Origin of the sequence: Virgibacillus xinjiangensis, assembly GCF_042643145.1 — a bacterium.
In the GTDB taxonomy this organism is placed as follows: Bacteria; Bacillota; Bacilli; order Bacillales; family Amphibacillaceae; genus Virgibacillus_O; species Virgibacillus_O xinjiangensis.
On record NZ_JBHRSA010000055.1, the window covers coordinates 25,039 to 45,781 of the forward strand.

Here is a 20,743-nt window from a genome sequence, read left to right on the forward strand (position 1 = left end):
GATGAAGAAAACATGGATCACCATCCTGACGTTGGTTCTGGTACTTAGCTCATTGACAGTGGTACTCGCAGACCGAGACAATGGAAATGGAAAAAAACCAAACGAATTGAAGCTTGGAGTGGAAGTGCTGCTCGATGAGCAGAAAGAACTGCTGGACGGCAAACGGGTCGGATTGATCACCAACCCGACAGGAGTCGATTCAGAGTTGAACAGTATCGTCGACCTGCTGCATAGTGACCCGGATGTGGAATTAACCGCCTTATACGGTCCAGAACACGGGGTACGTGGAAGTGCACAGGCCGGAGAATATGTAGAATTCTATGTGGATGAAAAAACGAACCTCCCTGTATACAGCCTTTATGGCCAAACACGGAAACCAACAGCAGATATGCTGGAAGATGTAGATGTTCTTCTATTTGATATTCAGGATGTCGGGACAAGATTCTACACGTATATCTATACCATGGCCTATGCTATGGAAGCTGCAGAAGAAAACGGCAAAGAATTCATTGTGCTGGACCGTCCGAACCCGCTAGGCGGCCAAAAAGTGGAAGGTCCTGTCCTGGATGAAAATTATGCTTCATTTGTCGGGAACTATCCTATCCCACTCCGACACGGTATGACAGTCGGTGAACTTGCAAAGCTATTCAATGAGGAATTCGGAATTGGTGCAGACCTGACTGTCATAGAGATGGACGGTTGGAAACGGAATATGTATTATGACCGGACAGACCTGGAATTTGTCCTGCCGTCGCCTAATATGCCGACATTCGATACAACGCTGGTCTATCCGGGTACCGCCCTGATTGAAGGGACGAATGTTTCAGAAGGACGCGGGACAACAAAGCCATTCGAACTGATCGGTGCTCCATTCATCAACAGCACGGAATTTGCCCAGGCAATGAATGAGTTGAATCTTCCCGGGGTCACCTTCCGCGCTGCATCCTTTACACCATCTTTCTCCAAGCACAGTGGTAACCTTAGTCACGGCGTTGAAATCCATGTGACCAATAAGCAGCCTTTCCAGCCGGTAACGACCGGCCTGCATATGGTTAAAACCCTGCATGATTTGTATCCAGAGGATTTCCAATTCCGTGCAGAAAACAGTGCAGGTGTATCCTTCTTTGATAATCTGATCGGAAATGGCTGGATCCGTGAGGCCATTGAAAACGGTGACTCTGTAAAGGAAATCGAGAAGCAGTGGAGAGATGAGTTAAAAGAGTTCAAACACGTACGAAAACAGTATCTCATCTATTAATCCAGCAAACAAAAACCAGCCGCCTTCGCTAAGAAGACGGCTGGTTTTTCATGAGTCTGCCTTATAGAATCAGAGATTGTTCAGCTGTTATTGTTGATTAAACATTCTGTCCACTCATGCCCCCTACTTCCAACGACAAGAATATGGGACATAAAAAAAACATCCATACCAAAGACGAAGAATCAACTATTTTAGAGGAGGAAATATACGTAAACTCATGCGAGAGGAAGGCATAGGGCGAAACTCCGAAGTGCGATAGCACGAGGGGGCTCACCAGCCGCTCGCGGAAAGCGAAGTATATTGTCCAGAACGGGTGTATACATCTACTCTTCGGAATTTCCTTTAATTAAACTATCTGCCTCCAGCTGGCTTTACCCTTTTATGGCCCCTTCCGTCATTCCCTGTGCAATCCTCCGCTGGAAGATGGCATAGAGGATGATTACCGGTACAATGGCAATTACCAGACTGGCGAATAAGGTTCCCCAGGCATTCGTATACTGTGCTTCACTGCTTATATAATCAATCGCCAGGGCCAGTGTGTAGTTTTCACTGCTCTGCAGGAAAATCAATGCCATGAAATACTCATTCCAGAATTGAATGCTGTTCATAATGGTGACCGTGATGATTCCCGACATCGACAAGGGGGTGATGATTTTCCATAACACCCCATAAGGAGATAGGCCGTCAATGGCCGCAGACTCCTCCAATGACTTCGGAATGGTACCAATGAAACTGGTCAATACAAAGATGGTAAATGGCAGCTGGCTCACTGCATATACGATGGCCAGTCCAAAGATATTATCCAGCATTCCCAAGTCCATCAAAAGGAAAAACAATGGAATCCAGCCAAGTACCATCGGGATCATCATGGCTGATACATATAAAGTGAACAGAAAACTGCTTCCTTTGAATTTGATTCTCTCAATTGCATAGGCGGTTGGTATGGCAAGAACCAAAGTCAATACTGCGCCCACCACCGTCACGATCAGACTGTTGAATACGCTTGTTCCAATATTATAGTTATTCCAGGCATCCGCATAATTCTGGAAATTGAAGGTTTCCGGCAGTCCCCATGGATTTCTGTATATCTCGGCATTCGATTTGAAAGAACCGAGAAACATCCAGAAAATAGGGTATAAAACAGCGATCGTCCATAATATGAGCGGGATTCTTATCCCCGCTCTTCCCAACATTTCTCCAACACTGCGCTTCACAGTTACTCCCCCTTTTTGCAATCCAGCATGTACCCGGCTTCGTTAATATTCCACTCTATCACGGCGCATGATCAGCTGCAGCAGGAGGACAGTGATCAAGGAGAGGGCAAGAATCATCACTCCGATGGTCGCACCATAGCCAAAGTTGTACTGGACAAAAGCCTGCTGATAGAGATAAGACCCCATGACATGGGTGGAATTATTCGGCCCGCCACCTGTCATGACTTGGACAATGATAAAAGAGCCATTTAATGTCGTAATGACAATGTAGAGAATGGAAATTTTTATCTGCGGCCATACCAGCGGCACTGTTACCTTCCAGAATTTCTGCCATTCCGTAGCACCATCAATATCAGCTGCCTCGTAATAACTTTTGGAGATATTGGAAATACCGCCCATGAGCATCAGCATGAACAGGCCGATACCTGCCCATATCGATGGCAGTACAAGACTTGGCAATGCCCAGGTTTCACTTCCAAGCCACGGCTTTGCCCAGCTGTCCAGGCCGACCGCTTCCAACCCTGAATTGATGAGTCCGAGATCCGGATTATAAATGAAGGTCCAAAGGATACCGATGACTACGACTGACATGATATTCGGGAAGAAAAATACAATCCGGTAAAAAGGGGCTTCTGTTATCTTCAGCTGTGTCAGTGCTACTGCAATGAACATGGCCATGATCATAATGCCGATCACCTTTGTCACGACCAGGAAATAGTCATGGATGATGGTGTGCGGGATAATGGCATCATTAAAAAGACGTATGTAATTATCAAACCCGATGAACTCCCGGTTTGCCGAAGAACCCGACCATTCAAAGAACGAATAATACAATCCGCTGAACAATGGGTAGAGCGTGAAAATGGCAAACATGATAAAAGTGGGTACAAGACAAACAGCAAGAAATGTATATTTTTGTTTTTTCGACTGCACCATTTCAATCACTCTCTTCTGAAAAGAAATAAATAGCATGAAAGGGAAAGACAATGATGCCCTTCCCTCCCATACCTTCCCGCTATTAGTTGCGGTATTCGGCTGCAGCCTGTTCCGCAGCTTCCACAAATTCTTCCGCTGTCATGTTTCCGAGCATCAGCGACATCAAAGCATCCCCGACAGGTGTTTCCAGATCAGCACTCATTGGATGTGGTTTATGGTAGATTTGCACCTGTTCCGGATCATTGATCATTTCATTTGCCTCCACCAAGTAAGGAGGAACATCATCACTCTGGGTCAAATCAACTTCAGTCATATTCATGATTGCACCTGTATGTTCAGAGAAGGACATGGCGTAATCCCTGGAGAACACAAACTCCACGAATGCTTTGGCAGCTTCCGGGTTCTCTGCCTCCTCGGCAATTGCCAACGGTCGCAAATCCGGTACGATAGCATATGGTTCACCGGCATCCTGCATCGGTGACGGGATGAATCCGTACTCAAAGCCTTCCGGTGTATCATTGGCCATTTCATTCGGCAGCCAGAATCCTACCGGGACAAAAGCATTTTCATGCAGAAGGAAATTCATTTGTGACTGCGTATGGTTCAACGACCCCAGTCCCGAATCAATCATGCCTTCCTGCTGCATTCTTTCTACCTTTTTCATCGTCTCCAGCACCACATCACTGGTCCAGGCGCCCTCCGCACCAGTGATCAAATCATTCAGCAGTTTGTCACCGCCGGCAGCACCGAAAGCCGGATAGAGCATGCCACGCAGGAAGTAGTATGGATGCTGTCCGCTTGTAACGAACGGCTCGATCCCTTCCGCTTCTTTAATCTCTTCCATCGAACTCATGAAGCTCTCAAAATCTGCCGGCACTTCATAGCCCTCTTCATCAAACCAAGCACGGTCATACCAAGTGCCCCATGTATCAAATACTAATGGCAAAGAATAGATTTCCCCATCATATGTTGCAGGGTCTACAATAAAACTGTCGGCAAGTTTTTCACCGTTCTCCAGCTCGATCTCATCCAGCCATTCGGTCAGATTCATGAGCTGTCCGTCTTCCACCATCTGAGTCTCGCTGGATCCTGCCCCGTCAATGTAGACGACGTCCGGCGGATTATTGGAAACCCAGCGTGTTCTCATCTCATCATTGATATTAGGACCAGCATGTTCCGTAACGGTTACATCCGGGTATTCTTCCTGGAAATCAGCGATGACCTCTTTCCACCAGGAGTCGCCGTATCCACCGACAAAATACTGGATTTCCAGTTCCCCTGAGATTTCACCATCACCTGTGCCTTCTCCACTTTCCGAACCTGTATCAGCATCATCCGCTCCGTCCCCGGAAGCCCCTTCATCCGAGGAACAGGCTGCCAGCAGTCCCATGAGCAGGACAGCAGCAAATAGAATGAGCAAACGTCCCCTTAGTAATTCCTTCAACTGATTTTCCCCCTTTTTGATAGATATATATGAAACTCATCAACAGCCATCGGGCTATTAATGCTGTTTCCCCCTTTGTTGTCATACCAGTGATTCAATTGCCTTCCTTACATAACCACCATTTCGGCTGATTGCCGCCTTGGCCGCTTCCAGTTCTGCGCCTGCCTGGATCATGACAATGGCAGGCTTCACTTCAAAGCCGGTCACGGAGAGCACTTCTTCTGCTTTCTCATAGGTCGCATTTGTCACCTCCATGACTGTCCGTTTGGCGCGTTCCATCAATTTATAATTGCTGGCATGGACGTCCACCATCAGATTTTCATGGACCTTGCCCATCTTTACCATGGAGGCGGTACTAATCATATTCAAAATCATTTTGTGGGCAGTCGCCGCTTTCATACGCGTAGATCCGGTGAGCACTTCGGGCCCGACAATCACTTCAATCCCGCAATCTGCAAAGCTCGAAATCTGTGACGATTCATTACAGGATAGGGAGATGGTGTAGGCGCCTGTTCTCCTCGCCTGCTTAAGGGCTCCAATCGGATAAGGAGTCCTGCCACTGGCGGTGATACCGAGGACCACATCTTTATCGGTCAAATTTCTCTGCAGAAGATCCCTGGCCCCCTGGTCCTCATCATCCTCAGATCCTTCTACTGCCTGGAAGAAGGCATCTGTACCGCCTGCCATGATTGTCTGTACTATATCCGGCGGGGTCATAAAGGTTGGAGGACATTCCGAGGCATCCATCACTCCCAGCCTGCCGCTTGTCCCGGCCCCCACATAGAAAAGCCTGCCGCCATTCCTCAACGCACCAGACACTTCCTCTACCGCCTTTTCCACCTGTGGCAGAACTTTCTCTACGGCATATGCGACCTGCTTATCCTCCTGATTGATGATCTTCAATATTTCCATTGCAGGCATTTGATCCAAGTTCATACTATTCGGATTTCTCTGTTCAGTCGTTAATTGGGACAATTCCATAGTCTTGTATACTCCTTATCTGTAAGTATATAGTACCGGCCGCAAGTATAAAAGCGTTTTCATAGAATTTGTGCCTGTTTGTAATTGTCTTAATTATAGGCAGGTTGAATTTTTTTGTCAATATAATATTGAATAGGTGGTAATAAAATTTTACACAAGGCACAGCAGGACAACATGTCACTGCCTGTCATGCAAAAATGATATGGCCTCCCGTGTCTGATCCAAATGGTCGACTGTATGTTTATAATCTGCTGATGAAAGACACATTAACAGAAGATCGATCATATGAAGCTGGGCAATCCTCGAAGATGTGGCGCCTGTGCGGAAGGTCGCCTCTTTTGCAGCAGAGGTATAGAGTACGATGTCCGTATAGGCTGCGATTTGTGACTTGCCATACTTCGTGATGCCGATGGTTGCTGCCTCCTGCTTTTTGGCAAGCTGCATCAATTTGACGGCTTCCGGTGTATTCCCGGAAAAGGATATACCAATCACCGCATCTTCCGGCCCTTTATTGGCAATAGCAGTCGCTGCCATATGTACATCCGAAAAGGACTGGACATTTTTATTGAGCCGCATGAACTTCTGCTCGGCATCCATTGCGGCAATATAGGAAGCACCAAACCCGAAGAATGTGAACGACTTTGCCTTGGATAAAATGTTCACTGCCTGCTCCAACTGCTCTACACTAATCATATCTGCTGTTTCATTCAGTGTCTGAACAGTATTTGCCGTCACTTTGCTGATAATATCCCTGACATTTTCGTCAGGTTCAATATCCCTGTATTCTTCAATCGAATCTTCCCGCAAATCTCCTGCGACCCGGATTTTAAGTTCCTGGAAACCTTTGAGTCCCAAGGATTTACAGAGACGTATGACTGCTGCACTGCTCGTTTGGCTTCTTTCTCCCAACGCAAGCGCGGTTAAATGGATGGATTCCTCCGGGTTTTCCAAAATATATAAGGCTATTTTCTTTTCAGACGGCGGCAGACTGTTCAGCATTTCTTTTAAAATGACCAGGCCGCCTTTAGATGTTGACATATTTGCTGTTCACCTGCTTTCCTGAAATGACTCTATTAATTGTTGGATAAAACTTTCCTTATTGGCAGTTTTGTCCATTTTGCAGGCCCCGATAAGTGAACCACCGACAGGAGGCAGGGCCGGATCAGTCCATTGGATCTCCTGTCTGTCTTCCAACAGCTTTTGAACTTTAGGCACCATCACAGCTTTGTCGGAAAAAATTCCGCCTGCCAGTACAACCGGAACCCTTTCACCCCAAGCAAACAACCTCTCAAGGAGCACCCGTATATTCCGGGCAATTTCCAAAGCTGCCTGATCAAGGATCCCTTCTGCGGCAGGGTCACCCTGCTTATAGGCATGGAAGACAATTCTGGCAGAAGAAGCTATTGCATCATTTGGTTGAGCTGCCCCGTACACCTTGTTGATCAGCTGCTGTGGCTCAGCCGCTTCGAAGTGATCATAAAGCAAGGGAAGAATCATCGTTTCCTGCCCCCTGCCGTCACAAGACTTCAGGGCTGCCAGCAGACCCTGCCGACCAATATCAAAGCCGCTCCCTTCATCCCCCAGCAAATAACCCCAGCCACTGACACGATCACTCTGCCCACAGCTGTTCAGGCCATAGGCGATTGATCCGGTACCGGCAATCTGCACAATGCCGGGGGTGCCGAACGTTCCCGAATACAAAGCATTCATAATGTCAGGCTGGACCTGCACAGCCGTCGCCTCCGACAGATGGGGGATGATTAATTCTTCCACAAGTTTCTGATTTGCTTCATGTGCCGTACCGGCCACTCCGGCAAAAACATGGGAAACATCATGCAAGCCATTGGACAGTTGTTTTTCCAATTCAGTGAATAGCTGCTTGAACTCCCCGGCAAGTACTGTTCTTTCCATTGCATTCGGGTTCGTAGGCCCGGCCTTGGCCTGAGCTATTACGCTCCCATTTTCATCCGAAGCAGCTGCCAGTGTCTTGGTGCCGCCTCCGTCTATTCCAATCACTATGCTCATTGATCTCATCCTCTATCCATGCCGTTACATTATTTAGATTATATAATATTCTCTCACACTACAAGAGTAAATGACATTTATTTTCAAGAAAAAAAGCTCTGCCCTACGGCAAAGCTCTGTTAAATGGGATGCGATTTCTGCAGAATTTTCTCCATCATCGCCTCAGCGAACATTCTGCAGCTTTTCTCATCTTCCTTGTCGGGCTCGAGATCCACTTTCAGCCGCTGGGAAAGCACTTCTGCTCCGAGCGCCTCCAGACGGTCTGCCATTAAATCCACTGCTCCACCGTACGTATCATAAAAGGAATCCGCCGAGCCGAACACACCCATTACCACTCCGTTTATATCCACTTCTTCTATATCTTCATAGAAATCCTCCACTTCGTACGGCAGCTCTCCATCATCCCATGTATAGGTACCGATCAGGACAGCATCATACGCAAGGACTTCTTTCTCATCAATTGGGTCGAATTCAAAGGATTTGACCACTATGTCATACTGTTTGCTTTGCAGGAAATCCTTGATTATTTCCATGACCTGTTCCGTATTGCCAGTGTTGCTTGCATATAACATCAGAATTCTGCTCACTACTGACACCACCTTATTACTAGTTAGTATATGTTAATTTTAATTGAAAATGATTATCATTTTCAATATTTTCTTGAGATCGTTTTCTCTTTTTGTCCGTTTTGTGTCAACCCTCCGGCCAATACAAAAAGGGAACCACCGCTCGGTTCCCTTCTAAACATCTTGTATTTCATCTATGATTGAGCTCTTTCTAGGAGCTGGTTGGACTGAAGTGATATGTTCATGAGAACACCTAGGCTGATCAACGTGATGACCATCGAGGATCCTCCATAGCTGATCAGCGGCAATGTGATGCCTGTAATTGGCATCATGCCAGAAATTGCCCCCATGTTGAGGATTGCCTGGAACGTTATTTGCACCACCAACCCAAATGCGAGCAGTCTGCCGAAATGACTGGGGGCTTGCTTGAAGATTTGGAAGCCTTTCAACAGGAAGAGCAAATACATCCCAATAACAAGCAGCAGACCAAAAACCCCCAATTCTTCGAGAATGATGGACAGGATGAAGTCGGTATGAGCTTCCGGGAGGTACCCCAGTTTTTGAATGCTGTTTCCAAGGCCTTCACCAGAAAATCCCGATGTTCCTATAGCCAGATAGGAGTTCACCAGCTGGAATCCATTTCCGTCAGGGTCTGCAAAAGGATTCATGAAGGAAGTGATCCGTTCCAGACGGTAATCAGCGGAAAACGCCAAATAAGACATTCCACTTCCTGCCACAAGGGCAAGACCGCCAAGATGGATGAACTTTGCCCCGGAGACAAGCAGTATCCCTCCGCAGGCAATAACGATGGATATGCCTGTGCCAAGATCTGGCTGGGCAAGTATTAGAAAGAAGATAAAGGCAAGCATGATCAATGGCGGCAGGAAACCATTCCGGAAATCTTCAATATAATCCTGTTTCTTGCTGTAAACCCTGGCAAAATAAAGAACCATGACAACTTTCGCTATTTCTGAAGGCTGGAAAACCAGTGGCCCGATTCCCAGCCATCTCGTGGAATAATTCCTTTCCACTCCAATTCCGGGCACAAGCACCAAGAAAAGAAGGAGAATCGTGATCCCGACGAACAATGCAATAAATTTCCCGTACAACTGATAGGGGATAAAGCTGACGATGGTAAACAGCAGCAGGCCGAGCACCGTCCAGATCAACTGTTTTGAAAAGAAATGGGAAGCATCCCCATACTCCAATGCTGCAAACACAAAACTTGCACTATAAACCATCATTACTCCAAAAGCGAGCATAGATAGAATCAGCATCAACAGCCCCGTATCCACATTCCTCAGCATTCTCCGCACAACTTCCACCTTCTTCCCGGCATTATTACCCATACTTTACCATAAATAGGAAGATACCGGGGAAAACTTTTATGAGATGAAAAAAATCATGGCGGGACAGTAGATAAACATATACAATCAGCCAGAAAGTGCATCACCCATCTACTTCCCGGTTTACGAAGGGACGTTCAAGGCAATATTTTTCTAAAGGGCTCTTTTTCGGTTGCCCTGCCTGTAAAAGTATGAACAAATAGGAATATGGAAACCTAGAAAAAAGCTGTAATATAAAGGAAAGTGCGTAAATAATAGAAAGAAGGTGCTCTAATGCCAACATCCAACCGTCTCAGCCACGAGAAATCTCCCTACTTATTGCAGCATGCTGATAACCCCGTAGATTGGTATCCATGGGGAGAGGAAGCATTCCAAAAAGCAAAGAAGGAGAACAAGCCCATCTTCCTTTCCATCGGCTATTCGACTTGTCATTGGTGTCATGTCATGGCCCATGAGAGTTTTGAGAATGAAGAAGTTGCTTCCCTTTTGAATGAAAAATATGTATCCATCAAAGTGGACCGTGAGGAGCGTCCAGATGTGGACTCCGTATATATGAAGGTTTGCCAGATGATGACGGGCCATGGCGGCTGGCCGCTGACGATCTTCATGACACCGGATCAAGTGCCGTTCTATGCCGGCACGTATTTTCCGAAAGAGAGCAAATATGGCCGTCCGGGAATCATGGATGCATTGAGGCAGCTTCATGAAAGGTACTCCAAGGATCCGGATCATATTGAAGAAGTGACAACCAGTGTAAAAGATGCCTTGAAACGGACAATGACGGAGAAAAGCCAAAAACGGCTGTCCAAGGATATCATCGACAAAGCGTATCAGCAGCTGGTTAAAAACTCCGATTTTGCCTACGGCGGGTTCGGCGAAGCACCAAAATTCCCAATGCCGCAGAATCTGCTGTTCCTGCTGAGGCATTATCACTTCACCGGTGAGACAGCTGCATTGAAGATTGCAGAAAGCACCTTGCAGTCGATGGCACAGGGAGGCATCTACGACCATATCGGTTTCGGATTTGCCAGATACTCTACCGACGAGAAATGGCTGGTCCCCCATTTTGAAAAAATGCTCTATGATAATGCCCTGCTGCTGGCTGCCTATACGGAATGCTGGCAGATTACCGGGAACCCTTCCTATAAAAAAATAGCGGAAGAAATCATCACGTTCATCCAGCGGGAAATGACTGGCGAAGAAGGAGCCTTATACTCGGCCATCGATGCTGATTCAGAAGGTGTGGAAGGAAAATATTATGTGTGGAGTTTTGAAGAAATTTACGAAGTGCTTGATGAAGATCTGGCCACCCTGTACGCGAGAACCTATAACATCCGGCCGCAGGGCAACTTTGAAGGCAAGAATATTCCCAACCTGATTGGCAGGGACTTCAGGGAACAGGCAAGCGCCAGCGGACTGTCCGTAGATGAACTGCAGCAACAGTTGGACAGGGCACGGAAGCAGCTGTTGGAAGCAAGGGAAAAGCGCGTATATCCACATGTCGATGATAAAGTCCTCAGTGGCTGGAATAGCATGATGATTGCTGCACTTGCCAAGGCAGGAAAAGCCTTCGGGAACCGGGAGTACACCAAAATGGCCGAAAAGGCCCTCACGTTTGTCGAGGAAAAATTATTTGAAGGCAAGCGCCTGATGGCCCGTCACCGTGATGGTGAAACCAAATATAAAGCATATATTGATGACTATGCCTTCCTGTTGTGGGGATATATCGAAATGTATGAAGCGACTTTTTCTGCTGATTACCTCAATAAGGCGGGGAAATTAGCGGCACAGATGATTGAATTGTTCTGGGATGAGGATAACGGAGGCTTTTATTTCAGCGGCAAGGATGGCGAGCGGCTGATTACTGAAGATAAGGAAATCTATGACGGGGCAATCCCATCCGGCAATAGCGTTGCTGCTGTCATGCTGACACGCCTCGGGCACCTGACCGGCGAAACCGATTTTCTCGATAAAGCTGATATCATGTCTTCCACCTTTTATGAGGATATCAGCCGGATGCCACCGGCCAGTCCTTATTTCCTACAGAGTCTGCAGCTCACCGAAAACCCGGTCAAGGAAGTGGTCATTCTCGGAAAAGAAGATGACAAGGATCGTACAGAATTGGTGGAGCGGCTGCAGGAACGCTTCCTTCCCCATGTCCTGCTGCTTGCAGCGGAAGATACGGATCAGCTGGCAAAGGCTGCCCCGTTCACTGCAGATTACAAGACGATCGACGGGCAGACGACCGTCTATATCTGTGAGAACTTCTCCTGCCAGCAGCCAACGACCGACCTGGAACAAGCACTCGAACAAATTATAAAGCAATAAAAAACAGGATGTCTCCCTTATTGTGGGGACACCCTGTTTTCCTTTTGCACTTTTTGCGGTTTTTCATTCTGAGCAATCTTTGCTGCCATATGCACCCTACCAGCGTAGTGTACTTTCCGCAGCGGGATGTATCGTCACAACAATCGCTTAACAGCCACAATTTTAAAATGCATCCATGAACTGCAGAACTGCCGGTCCGAGTAGAATAATGAACAATGTAGGGAAAATGAACATAACCAGCGGGAACATCATCTTGATTGGCGCCTTCATCGCGGCTTCCTCCGCACGCTGACGGCGCCTCTCGCGGATATCCTCTGTCTGGACGCGGAGGACAGATACCATCCCAATTCCGAGTTTCTCCGCCTGGATGATATTGAAAATCAGGGAACGAAGGTCGTCGGATGCCAGGCGGTCATTAATGGCAGACAGGGCTTCCTTCCTCGTACTTCCGAGGCGCATTTCTTCCAGGGAAACCTTGAATTCCTTCACAACTTCTCCCTTTTTCTTGGAGACTACCTGGCTTAAGGCGGCATCGAAACCGAGTCCAGCTTCCAGACTGATTGTCAATAGATCCAAGATATCCGGTAATTCCCGCCCTGCCAGTTCACTGCGTTTCTTAATGGTCTTTTTCAAGTACATCTTCGGAAGCATCGTCGCTAAGACGACACCGATGATGACAGCCATCGATATAGTGAAGAATCCTAGACCGGCAAGCCAGCCGATCAACAATGCAAACAGCGGCAGTCCCAGCAGCAGACCTGATTGAACAAGCTTGAATTCCACCGGACTCAGACCGAACGGCTGGCCGGCCTGCATCAACAATGTTTCAATTTTTGCGGCCTCTTCTTTCCCCAGCCTCTTATTATATTTGATTTTGAAGGAATCCAGAGTGGGCCCGATGACTCGTTCGAAGAAGGATCTGTCATCCTCTTCCATTCCCCCTGCTTCTGCGGCCGCCGGCTGAGAAAAATAGGCTTGTATCCGTTTTTGGATATGTGCCATCTTTTCCTCTCTCATGCCGAATAATGCAAAAGATAACAGGCTGACAAAGATGAAAAAGCTGCTGTACAAAACCGCCATTTGCTACACCTCAATTGTTGTTATTTTACGTATCAGTACAAAACCGATAATGCCGCCAATCAGCCCGACACCGAGCATGAAGAGGCCAATCGGATTGGTGAATAATGAACTAATGTATTCTGGGTTGATCAGAAAAATGACAAATCCCAGACCCACCGGCAGCAGGCTGATGATCATACCGGATAACCTGCCCTGTGCGGTCAAAGTTTTTATCTGGTTTTGGATTTTGCCCCTCTCCCGGATGGTTTCCACAATCTTATTCAGGAGATAGGCCAAGTTCCCTCCGACCTGGCGTTGGATAATGACAGCTTCCACCATCAGGCCCAAATCTTCACTGGGCATACGCTCTTTCCATTCCAGTAGGGCTTCCTCCATAGATGCACCGTAACGCATTTTCTTCAACACCAGTTCTACTTCCTCTTTCAACGGAGAAAAGGATTCCTCTGCAACCATTGCCAGCGACTGAGGGAGACTGAATCCGGCCCTGAGGGCTCCAACCATCGAAGTAATCATACCGGGTAACGCCTGGTTGAACTGTTCCACTCTGATTCTCTGCTTCCGTTTGAGCCAGAATTTCGGGATCATATACCCGATCGGCACACCCAGGGCAGAAAAGAGAAGGTTACCCGTAATCAGATGAAGAAGCCCTGCCAGAAACACAGCCGCCATCCACTGAAAGGCAATGAATTCCTCCGGCTTTACCGGAATCCCAGCCGTACTCAATTCCTGCTCCAGGTTGTTCTTCTTCTTGCTTTTCTTTTTATTTTTGGTCAGCAGCAAGGTGAGTTTGCGGTTCGCTTCCTTCAAGCCGTCTTTCAAAGTGACTTTATTTTTGTCGGTTGTCGGCTCTCTCCTCTTCACAGAGACTGCAACAGTGAGAAATAAGAAGAAGATGGTCAAGAACAACGAGGAAAACAGGATGAGTTTCATAGGTTTCTACACTTCCTTTTCAGAGAATATCGATGCAGGCAGATGGATGCCCTGGTTGACCATCCGGTCATAGAATTTCGGCCGGATTCCTGTAGGAACGAGTTTGCCGATGATTTTTCCATTTTCATCCACACCGGACTGTTGAAAGGTAAAGATATCCTGGAGAACGATGACGTCTCCTTCAAGCCCCTGTACTTCGGTAATATTGGTGATTCTCCTCGTACCATCCTTCAGCCTTGACTGCTGGATGATGACATCAAGAGCCCCGGCGATCTGATCACGGATTGCTTTGATCGGCAGTTCCATTCCCGCCATCAGCACCATCGTCTCCAACCTGGCAACCATATCCCGCGGGCTATTGGAGTGGCCGGTCGCGAGCGAGCCATCATGACCGGTATTCATGGCCTGAAGCATGTCCAGTGCTTCCCCGCTTCGGACCTCACCGATCACGATACGGTCGGGACGCATACGGAGAGAGTTCTTTACCAAGTCACGAATGGCAATGGCACCGTTTCCTTCAATGTTGGCAGGCCTTGTCTCCAGGGAGACCACATGGTCCTGGCCAAGCTGCAGCTCCGCGGCATCCTCGATGGTGACAATCCGGTCTTTGTTGGAGATGAATGAGGAGAGCACATTCAAAGTGGTCGTCTTACCGGAACCAGTTCCCCCGCTGACGAAGATGTTCAGCTTTGCTTCTACACAGGCCTTGATAAACGCAGCCATTTCCTCCGTCAACGTGCCGAAACGGACGAGATCATGGATGGTAAATGGATCTTTGGAAAACTTACGGATGGTAATTGTAGGGCCGCCTAATGCTAGTGGGGGGATGATTGCATTTACCCGGGAGCCATCCTGCAGACGTGCATCCACCATCGGACTGCTCTCATCAATTCTTCTTCCCAGTGGTGCAACAATTTTTTCCAATACGGCCATCACATGGTCATTATCCCGGAATTTAATATTGGTCAGCTCCAATTTCCCGTTGCGCTCGGCATATACCTGTTTCGGTCCGTTCACCATCACCTCGGACACGGATTCATCAAGCAGCAGAGGGTTGATCGGGCCATAGCCTGTCAGATCATTTTTGATTTCCTCTTTGAGGTTTTGCCAATCCTTGACAGAGCTGAGTCCTTCATTTTCATTGAGTATTTCCGAAATGATGGAGTCGAGATCATGTACAATCTCATCGATTTCTTCATCCTTGCGTTCCTTGAGGATATATTTGAAGATGAGATTTTTCAGCTCGATGTATTCAGTGGAAGGTTCCGGTACAGACACCGGTGCTGGATTCTCTTCCATAGGAGGAAGCACCAATGCTTCTGTGATTTCCGGCTGTAGATCCTGGACTGCCTTTTCCTGTGCCTCTGCTTCCTGACTTTTCGACTGTAATCTAGCTAATAGACTCATTCTTCATTCTCCTTCGTTTCATTCCTTTTAATGAAATCCTGCCGAGAATTCCTCGGCCCTTATCCTTGATTTGCTGCTGCCCCGTATCAAAACCGATAATCTCAGCCAGCTTCGAAGCTTCTGCCGAAAAGGCAAGCTTCGGACTGTTCAGGACAAGAGGCTGTCCCTGGTCAAGGGAATGATCCATCTGTTTATCATCCCTTGGGAGGTAGACCGGTGTTTCTACACCTAAGAGGTCTGAAATCTCTTCTGCCCTGATGGCGGTCGGGCTGATGAATTTATTGATGACCAACAATGCCTTCTCCTTCATGCCAAGCAAATCCAATGTCTCCAACAGGAGTTTGGTATTTTTCAAGACAGCCATCTGTGGAGTCCCGATGACAAGGATTTGATCAGCTGCTTCCAACAATCTCAGGTTAAGCTCAGTCAGCCCGGTTTGTGTATCTACTAGGGTGATGTCACTACCATGGCTGATTTTATTCAAAGCTGCTTCAAGGAAATCAGGGGAAATGAGCTCCGCATGTTCCGGGCGCAAGGGTGCAGGCAGCAGCTTGACACTGGATGTGTGTTTCATCAAATAGGCCTGGATATTATCTATATCCTTCCGCTCCGCTGCCTCTTTGATGGTGTCGTCAGGCTGCAGATCCAAGGCCAATGCTGTATCACCGAAGGAAAGGTCTGCATCCACCACCGTAACGCTGTTATTCCTTTGAGCCAGCTGTGCTGCGAGATTGACCATGACTGCTGTTTTTCCAACACCGCCTGATGCACTGACTACCACGATTTTCTTGCCTTGCCCCTGCTCTTCTCCCATTGAGTTTTCCTCCTTGCTTACTCGTTCTTATTCTTGATGATTCGGCTGCTGATCCAGCCTTCTTCCTGTTCATCCGTTTCCACCTGCAACCAGATTCTTCCTTCTTCATCCGTTTCCTGACCTTCTAGCAACGGCAGTGTTGTTTCTTCTTCCACTACCTGTATTGGTGTTCCTTCTAAGCCCGCTGTAGCACGGATGACCGACTTTGGAGGAATGGTAACGACCTCAGCTGTTATAACGGTATCCTTTTCTTCTGTTTGCTCTATATCATTCTCATCGGTGGTTTCTTCTGTTTCTTCTGTTTCTTCTGCTGCTTCTCCCGTTTCTTCGTCAGTTTCGTCTTTCTCGAGATCAGACTTACTGTAAAGAGCGAGTTGAAGTTCACCTTGGTGTTTAGAATTAATCAAATCAACCGTTTGATCTTGGTCGAGTTCCAATGTGACTGCTATATACTCTCCTTCGGTACCATCCGCTTTGGCTTCGGTCATTCTCCCACCGACTGCCAACACCCGGACTTTCTCCTCAACTACTTTTGATTCGCCAGTACTTGCAGAAGTAAGCACGACATCCACATAATCCTCTGGCTGAATCAAGTTGGAAACTCCTGTGACATAGGTAACATCAATCGATACCCCGCGGGAGCCCTCCTGTATTTTCCGGGACACTATTTCTTTTTCTTCCGCTTTATTCTGGATGCGATGGTTCATCAAGATTTCACCTTGTTTAATATCGGTCACTGTGTACTGCTCCAGTATGGTACCGGCATCCTGAACCATTTCCGGGTGTGCCTGGTCAGCAGGTATCTCTTTAGCAGCAAGCAGTTCTTCTGTAATCTGCTGATCTTTCGGGACATCGGCTGCAGCGGTGATCACACTCACCATTTCCACCTCAGGCTCTGATGCACTCGTATCCACCCCCGCACGGCTCATCAAGGAGAAAAACAGGATCGTCGTGATTAGGCCCGACAGGACAGCCAACAATAATACTTTTTTCGGTTTCATTTGCATCCCCTATTCTTCTAATTTGATCGCATATGCTCCATAATCAGGTGGATTGCTATCCCCAGCCATGCCGGAGCCAGCATACTCTATAAACTTTCCTCGTATGGAATCATCATTTTTCCCCATTTGTTCTTCCAAGTAGAAATAAGCAAACCCCGTTATCCTAACACTGCCTTGCGAAACACCATCCGTATTATAGACCAATACGAGCATAATTCTGTCGGAATCACGAGGGATATAACCTTCTATATCATTGGGACTATTGTTAATACGATGGTTAACACCATCTCTTGTCGGACCTGCAATATTCCCTGTTTGAGTATTAACAACATCCCCTACTTTTAGAGCTTCGTCAAAGCCATACTTTAGAGTCTCTTCGTAATTCTTGGCGCCCGGTCCTTGGAGAGCGAGGATGCCAAAATGTCCATTTTGCGAATCACCTGCATCCACCTTCAACTCGTAGGCATCCCCATAGACTAATTCAACTTGTTCGTGAATACCAAGCGGCACAGCTCCTTTAGCTTCCCCGATAGGATTCAATCCTGCTTTCGCCTCTACCTGGATCGGAAGGCTCTCAACCCCGAATAAGGAAGCAAAAAATAGCGGTACATCCTTTTTCAAGTTCACTTGGATTTCCGTTTCAGATATAATGGGTGGCTCTGAGAGACTCGCCTGTTCCTCATGGGAAGCAAGAATGTCATCCACGACTGTCTCCACTGCCGCCCTGTCATTAACTACTTCCTGTGCTCCTGATAATGCTGCGGCATTTGCCGTCTTCTGCAGATGGCTTTTGGAAACATATAAGTTTCCTCCATCGATAACAAGTCCGACCATCATCAGCATAGCCGCCATAGCAACAGCAACCAGGACAATGACACTTCCATCTTCTCTTTTAGGTACTATTCTATAAAGCTTTTTCATCTAGCCACCTCATTCTATGCGGATGGTCGAATCTGTACTTAGCGTAAAGGGAATGGAGGCATTCCCTAGAACATTCATAAAAGACTCAGGATATTCCAGTGTCACTGTAACTTTTTTTCCTGGCATAGGTGTCCCACCTTCATATCGGATGCTCACCTCGAGCTGACTGGCTTCCCCGGCATTGAAATGCTCTTGGGCGTACGCTCTGATTTCCTCATCACTCTCACCAAGTCCACCCTTCCGGACAGACTCCTGAGTGACCATTTCCATTTCAAGATAGGTAAAATAAATCCGTCCAAAGTCAAAGATTCCCACCAGCAACAACAGTAGAATCGGCAGAACGAGCGCAAATTCTACCATGGACTGGCCCTCCTGCTTCCTGATCATATCAGTGTCCATCCTTGGAAGATCAGTCCCATCACAGCGCCGCCGGCAATAGCTACACCATATGGATAGGTGGCAGTGAGAGACCCTCTTGCAATTCCGCCTTTGAGGACGACACCTTGTCTCAAGCTCGATAGATAGTAAACCATAGACTTGAAGATTCCTTTACGGAAAAGAATGATTCCCAAGGCCATAATCGCCCCGATGATCGCAATATAGAAGAAAGATTGGAAAACAAACGCTCCGCCCTTCATCGCACCGATCAGACCAAGCAGTTTCACATCACCAGCTCCCATTCCTCCCATAAAATAAGGAATCAGCAGCAGGCCGAATCCAATCAAAAAACCAAGGAAAGAATGGCTCAGGCCGTCCCAGCCGGACGTGGCAAAATGATAGATGAAGGTCACCATTAGTGAAGGATAAATCACTTTATTATAGATTTTTCGGCTTTTCACATCCGTGATGACACAAATTAGTAGAATTAAAATAAGGAAAATATCAATCATCCGGTCCATCCTTTCATTCGTTATTTAATTTTTAAGAAAGGCCCAATTTGAGGGCCTCCCTGTAATAACTTCTCATCTAATTTTATTATCTTTAAATAATTATTAAATTGTGTTAGAAAAGAATACTATTAAGTCCCATCCGTACCTGTAATACCGTTATTAGTTATCTTGCTTGTTATGTCTGTAAACACACCTACAATTTGATCACCTAGCGTTGCGATAACTGTAATTACTCCCACCGCTATCAACCCTAAAATCAACCCATACTCCGTCATGCCCTGTCCTTGCTCTTCTACAAATAATCCTTTAACCTTGTTTAACATGAAAATCTCTCCTCTTATATTTGAATTTTTATTTAGTGGAAATAATTTAGTAGACCATAGATATAGTAAATGGCATAACTATTAGCCCCCATCCGTACCTGTAATACCGTTATTAGTCATCTTGCTTGTTATGTCTGTAAACACACCTACAATTTGATCACCTAGCGTGGCGATAACTGTAATTACTCCCACCGCTATCAACCCTAAAATCAACCCATACTCCGTCATGCCCTGTCCTTGCTCTTCTACGAATAATCCTTTGATTTTGTTTAACATTAAAATCTCTCCTCTTATATTTTAATTTAAATGATGTCTTTCTGTTCGGCGTTTCTGTGATCTGAGTGAACCAATGCAACTGTCTGTCCAATGGCAGTGGAGGTGTTTTTGATGGTACCGGCCGGGAGCTCTATCACGGATCGTACCTGCTTGAATCTCTTTCCGATTTTCCCCTTTTCGAGATTCTCCTCGATTCCCACAATCTCTTTCTCTCTATTAAGGTATAAGATATCAATGCTATAGTTCATGAAGAATGTGTGGATCGATGCGCAGGGTGTGATATGCAGCCCTGTGCTTTCCTGCATGTTCTTGGTGAACATGAGCCCTTTCAGCCGGGACCAGAACCGGTCAGCTACTCGTACTTCCCTGGCGATAATTTCGCCTGTCTCTTTGTTTATCAGTCTGATGTTCCGCACCTCCCTGTCATTGGTGTCAGCAGCGCGTCGGCTAACTTACAATCCCTATTATGCCTTGTTGGAGGCGTAAAAAATATCCCCCAGTCTTCCTGTTATGATTTTCCATTTTTGCTAGGAATGCACTCCTATTTGACATTCTCCTATAGGACTTCATAGGAACCAGTAGGAACTAATAGGACCAAAAAAAGAGCCTTCCTAGTAGGAAGACTCTGAATTTCAATCTTTTTGGAGTTATTCTTAAGATAAACTCTTCATAGGCAGTAATAAATTTGTTCAATCAAGGAACAGACAGCTGCCTGTATAATTATGAACAGGAATCTGTGCACCTAGAGGCAAAAGAAACTCGTAAAAACATAGGTTCTCTACAAGCTGAGAGGCTAGGACTAAACTAAATCAATTTACATGAAAGGCGAACAATGAATTTTAGCGAAGGACATATACGTAGACTCCTACGGGAGGAAAGGCCTAGGTGAGACCCCGAAGTGCGATAGCACTCGGAGGCTCAGCAGCCGCCCGTGGAAATGGTGTGACCCCCAATAGTTGGAGTTTTATTAGGCAACGATTAGATCGGTATGAAGTCGGTATTG

General features: G+C 46.8%; 21 protein-coding genes. 2 read left to right on the forward strand and 19 right to left on the reverse strand.

Going from position 1 to position 20,743, the window contains the following annotated elements:
• Position 1: 1 nt before the first annotated feature.
• Positions 2 to 1,258 (forward strand): exo-beta-N-acetylmuramidase NamZ family protein, encoded by a 1,257-nt coding sequence (locus ACFOGI_RS14925; protein WP_390274248.1) that lies wholly within the window; start codon positions 2 to 4, stop codon positions 1,256 to 1,258.
• Between the two features lie 371 nt (positions 1,259 to 1,629).
• On the opposite strand, the gene ACFOGI_RS14930 is transcribed toward ACFOGI_RS14925, so the two are convergent.
• From ACFOGI_RS14930 to ftsW, 8 genes are all read right to left on the reverse strand, one after another.
• Positions 1,630 to 2,472, reverse strand: a complete 843-nt coding sequence (locus ACFOGI_RS14930) for a carbohydrate ABC transporter permease (protein ID WP_390274250.1) — start codon at positions 2,470 to 2,472, stop codon at positions 1,630 to 1,632.
• A gap of 42 nt (positions 2,473 to 2,514) precedes the next feature.
• On the reverse strand, positions 2,515 to 3,408 hold the full coding sequence (locus ACFOGI_RS14935; protein WP_390274253.1) for a carbohydrate ABC transporter permease: 894 nt from the start codon (positions 3,406 to 3,408) through the stop codon (positions 2,515 to 2,517).
• Positions 3,409 to 3,490: 82 nt separating this feature from the next.
• The gene (locus tag ACFOGI_RS14940; RefSeq protein ID WP_390274300.1) at positions 3,491 to 4,798 is read right to left on the reverse strand and encodes an ABC transporter substrate-binding protein; all 1,308 of its coding nucleotides are present in this window, start codon (positions 4,796 to 4,798) and stop codon (positions 3,491 to 3,493) included.
• Between the two features lie 135 nt (positions 4,799 to 4,933).
• Positions 4,934 to 5,833, reverse strand: a complete 900-nt coding sequence (gene murQ / locus ACFOGI_RS14945) for an N-acetylmuramic acid 6-phosphate etherase (protein WP_390274256.1) — start codon at positions 5,831 to 5,833, stop codon at positions 4,934 to 4,936.
• 177 nt (positions 5,834 to 6,010) lie between these two features.
• A complete protein-coding gene (locus ACFOGI_RS14950; RefSeq protein ID WP_390274259.1) occupies positions 6,011 to 6,871 on the reverse strand; it encodes a MurR/RpiR family transcriptional regulator in 861 nt (286 codons plus the stop codon).
• A 9-nt stretch (positions 6,872 to 6,880) separates the two neighbouring features.
• Positions 6,881 to 7,858 (reverse strand): N-acetylglucosamine kinase, encoded by a 978-nt coding sequence (locus ACFOGI_RS14955; protein WP_390274262.1) that lies wholly within the window; start codon positions 7,856 to 7,858, stop codon positions 6,881 to 6,883.
• Between the two features lie 119 nt (positions 7,859 to 7,977).
• Complete coding sequence (locus tag ACFOGI_RS14960; protein ID WP_390274265.1) at positions 7,978 to 8,445, reverse strand: flavodoxin; 468 nt, start codon at positions 8,443 to 8,445, stop codon at positions 7,978 to 7,980.
• A 173-nt stretch (positions 8,446 to 8,618) separates the two neighbouring features.
• Positions 8,619 to 9,740, reverse strand: a complete 1,122-nt coding sequence (ftsW, locus tag ACFOGI_RS14965) for a putative lipid II flippase FtsW (protein WP_390274267.1) — start codon at positions 9,738 to 9,740, stop codon at positions 8,619 to 8,621.
• Positions 9,741 to 10,043: 303 nt separating this feature from the next.
• Between ftsW and ACFOGI_RS14970 the strand changes: the two genes are divergently transcribed.
• Complete coding sequence (locus tag ACFOGI_RS14970) at positions 10,044 to 12,098, forward strand: thioredoxin domain-containing protein (RefSeq protein WP_390274270.1); 2,055 nt, start codon at positions 10,044 to 10,046, stop codon at positions 12,096 to 12,098.
• A gap of 162 nt (positions 12,099 to 12,260) precedes the next feature.
• Here ACFOGI_RS14970 and ACFOGI_RS14975 read toward each other — a convergent pair whose 3' ends face one another.
• The 11 genes from ACFOGI_RS14975 to ACFOGI_RS15025 form a co-directional block, all read right to left on the reverse strand.
• Positions 12,261 to 13,178 (reverse strand): type II secretion system F family protein, encoded by a 918-nt coding sequence (locus ACFOGI_RS14975; protein ID WP_390274273.1) that lies wholly within the window; start codon positions 13,176 to 13,178, stop codon positions 12,261 to 12,263.
• Positions 13,179 to 13,181: 3 nt separating this feature from the next.
• A complete protein-coding gene (locus ACFOGI_RS14980; RefSeq protein ID WP_390274275.1) occupies positions 13,182 to 14,108 on the reverse strand; it encodes a type II secretion system F family protein in 927 nt (308 codons plus the stop codon).
• A 6-nt stretch (positions 14,109 to 14,114) separates the two neighbouring features.
• The gene (locus tag ACFOGI_RS14985) at positions 14,115 to 15,515 is read right to left on the reverse strand and encodes a CpaF family protein (RefSeq protein WP_390274277.1); all 1,401 of its coding nucleotides are present in this window, start codon (positions 15,513 to 15,515) and stop codon (positions 14,115 to 14,117) included.
• Positions 15,499 to 16,329, reverse strand: a complete 831-nt coding sequence (locus ACFOGI_RS14990) for an AAA family ATPase (protein ID WP_390274280.1) — start codon at positions 16,327 to 16,329, stop codon at positions 15,499 to 15,501. The genes ACFOGI_RS14985 and ACFOGI_RS14990 overlap by 17 nt, the downstream gene beginning before the upstream one ends.
• A gap of 17 nt (positions 16,330 to 16,346) precedes the next feature.
• Entirely contained in the window at positions 16,347 to 17,330 is a 984-nt protein-coding gene (gene cpaB / locus ACFOGI_RS14995; protein WP_390274282.1) for a Flp pilus assembly protein CpaB, read from the reverse strand.
• Positions 17,331 to 17,339: 9 nt separating this feature from the next.
• The gene (locus tag ACFOGI_RS15000) at positions 17,340 to 18,251 is read right to left on the reverse strand and encodes a pilus assembly protein TadG-related protein (protein ID WP_390274284.1); all 912 of its coding nucleotides are present in this window, start codon (positions 18,249 to 18,251) and stop codon (positions 17,340 to 17,342) included.
• 9 nt (positions 18,252 to 18,260) lie between these two features.
• Positions 18,261 to 18,611, reverse strand: coding sequence for a TadE/TadG family type IV pilus assembly protein (locus ACFOGI_RS15005; protein WP_390274287.1), 351 nt, complete (start codon positions 18,609 to 18,611; stop codon positions 18,261 to 18,263).
• 23 nt (positions 18,612 to 18,634) lie between these two features.
• Positions 18,635 to 19,141: an A24 family peptidase gene (locus tag ACFOGI_RS15010; RefSeq protein ID WP_390274289.1), complete on the reverse strand. Its 507-nt coding sequence runs from the start codon at positions 19,139 to 19,141 to the stop codon at positions 18,635 to 18,637.
• Between the two features lie 128 nt (positions 19,142 to 19,269).
• Positions 19,270 to 19,464 carry a Flp family type IVb pilin gene (locus ACFOGI_RS15015; protein WP_390274291.1) on the reverse strand — a complete coding sequence of 65 codons (195 nt, stop codon included), beginning with the start codon at positions 19,462 to 19,464 and terminating at the stop codon, positions 19,270 to 19,272.
• A gap of 81 nt (positions 19,465 to 19,545) precedes the next feature.
• A complete protein-coding gene (locus ACFOGI_RS15020) occupies positions 19,546 to 19,740 on the reverse strand; it encodes a Flp family type IVb pilin (RefSeq protein ID WP_390274293.1) in 195 nt (64 codons plus the stop codon).
• A gap of 26 nt (positions 19,741 to 19,766) precedes the next feature.
• Positions 19,767 to 20,156, reverse strand: a complete 390-nt coding sequence (locus ACFOGI_RS15025) for a DUF192 domain-containing protein (protein ID WP_390274295.1) — start codon at positions 20,154 to 20,156, stop codon at positions 19,767 to 19,769.
• Positions 20,157 to 20,743: the final 587 nt, after the last annotated feature.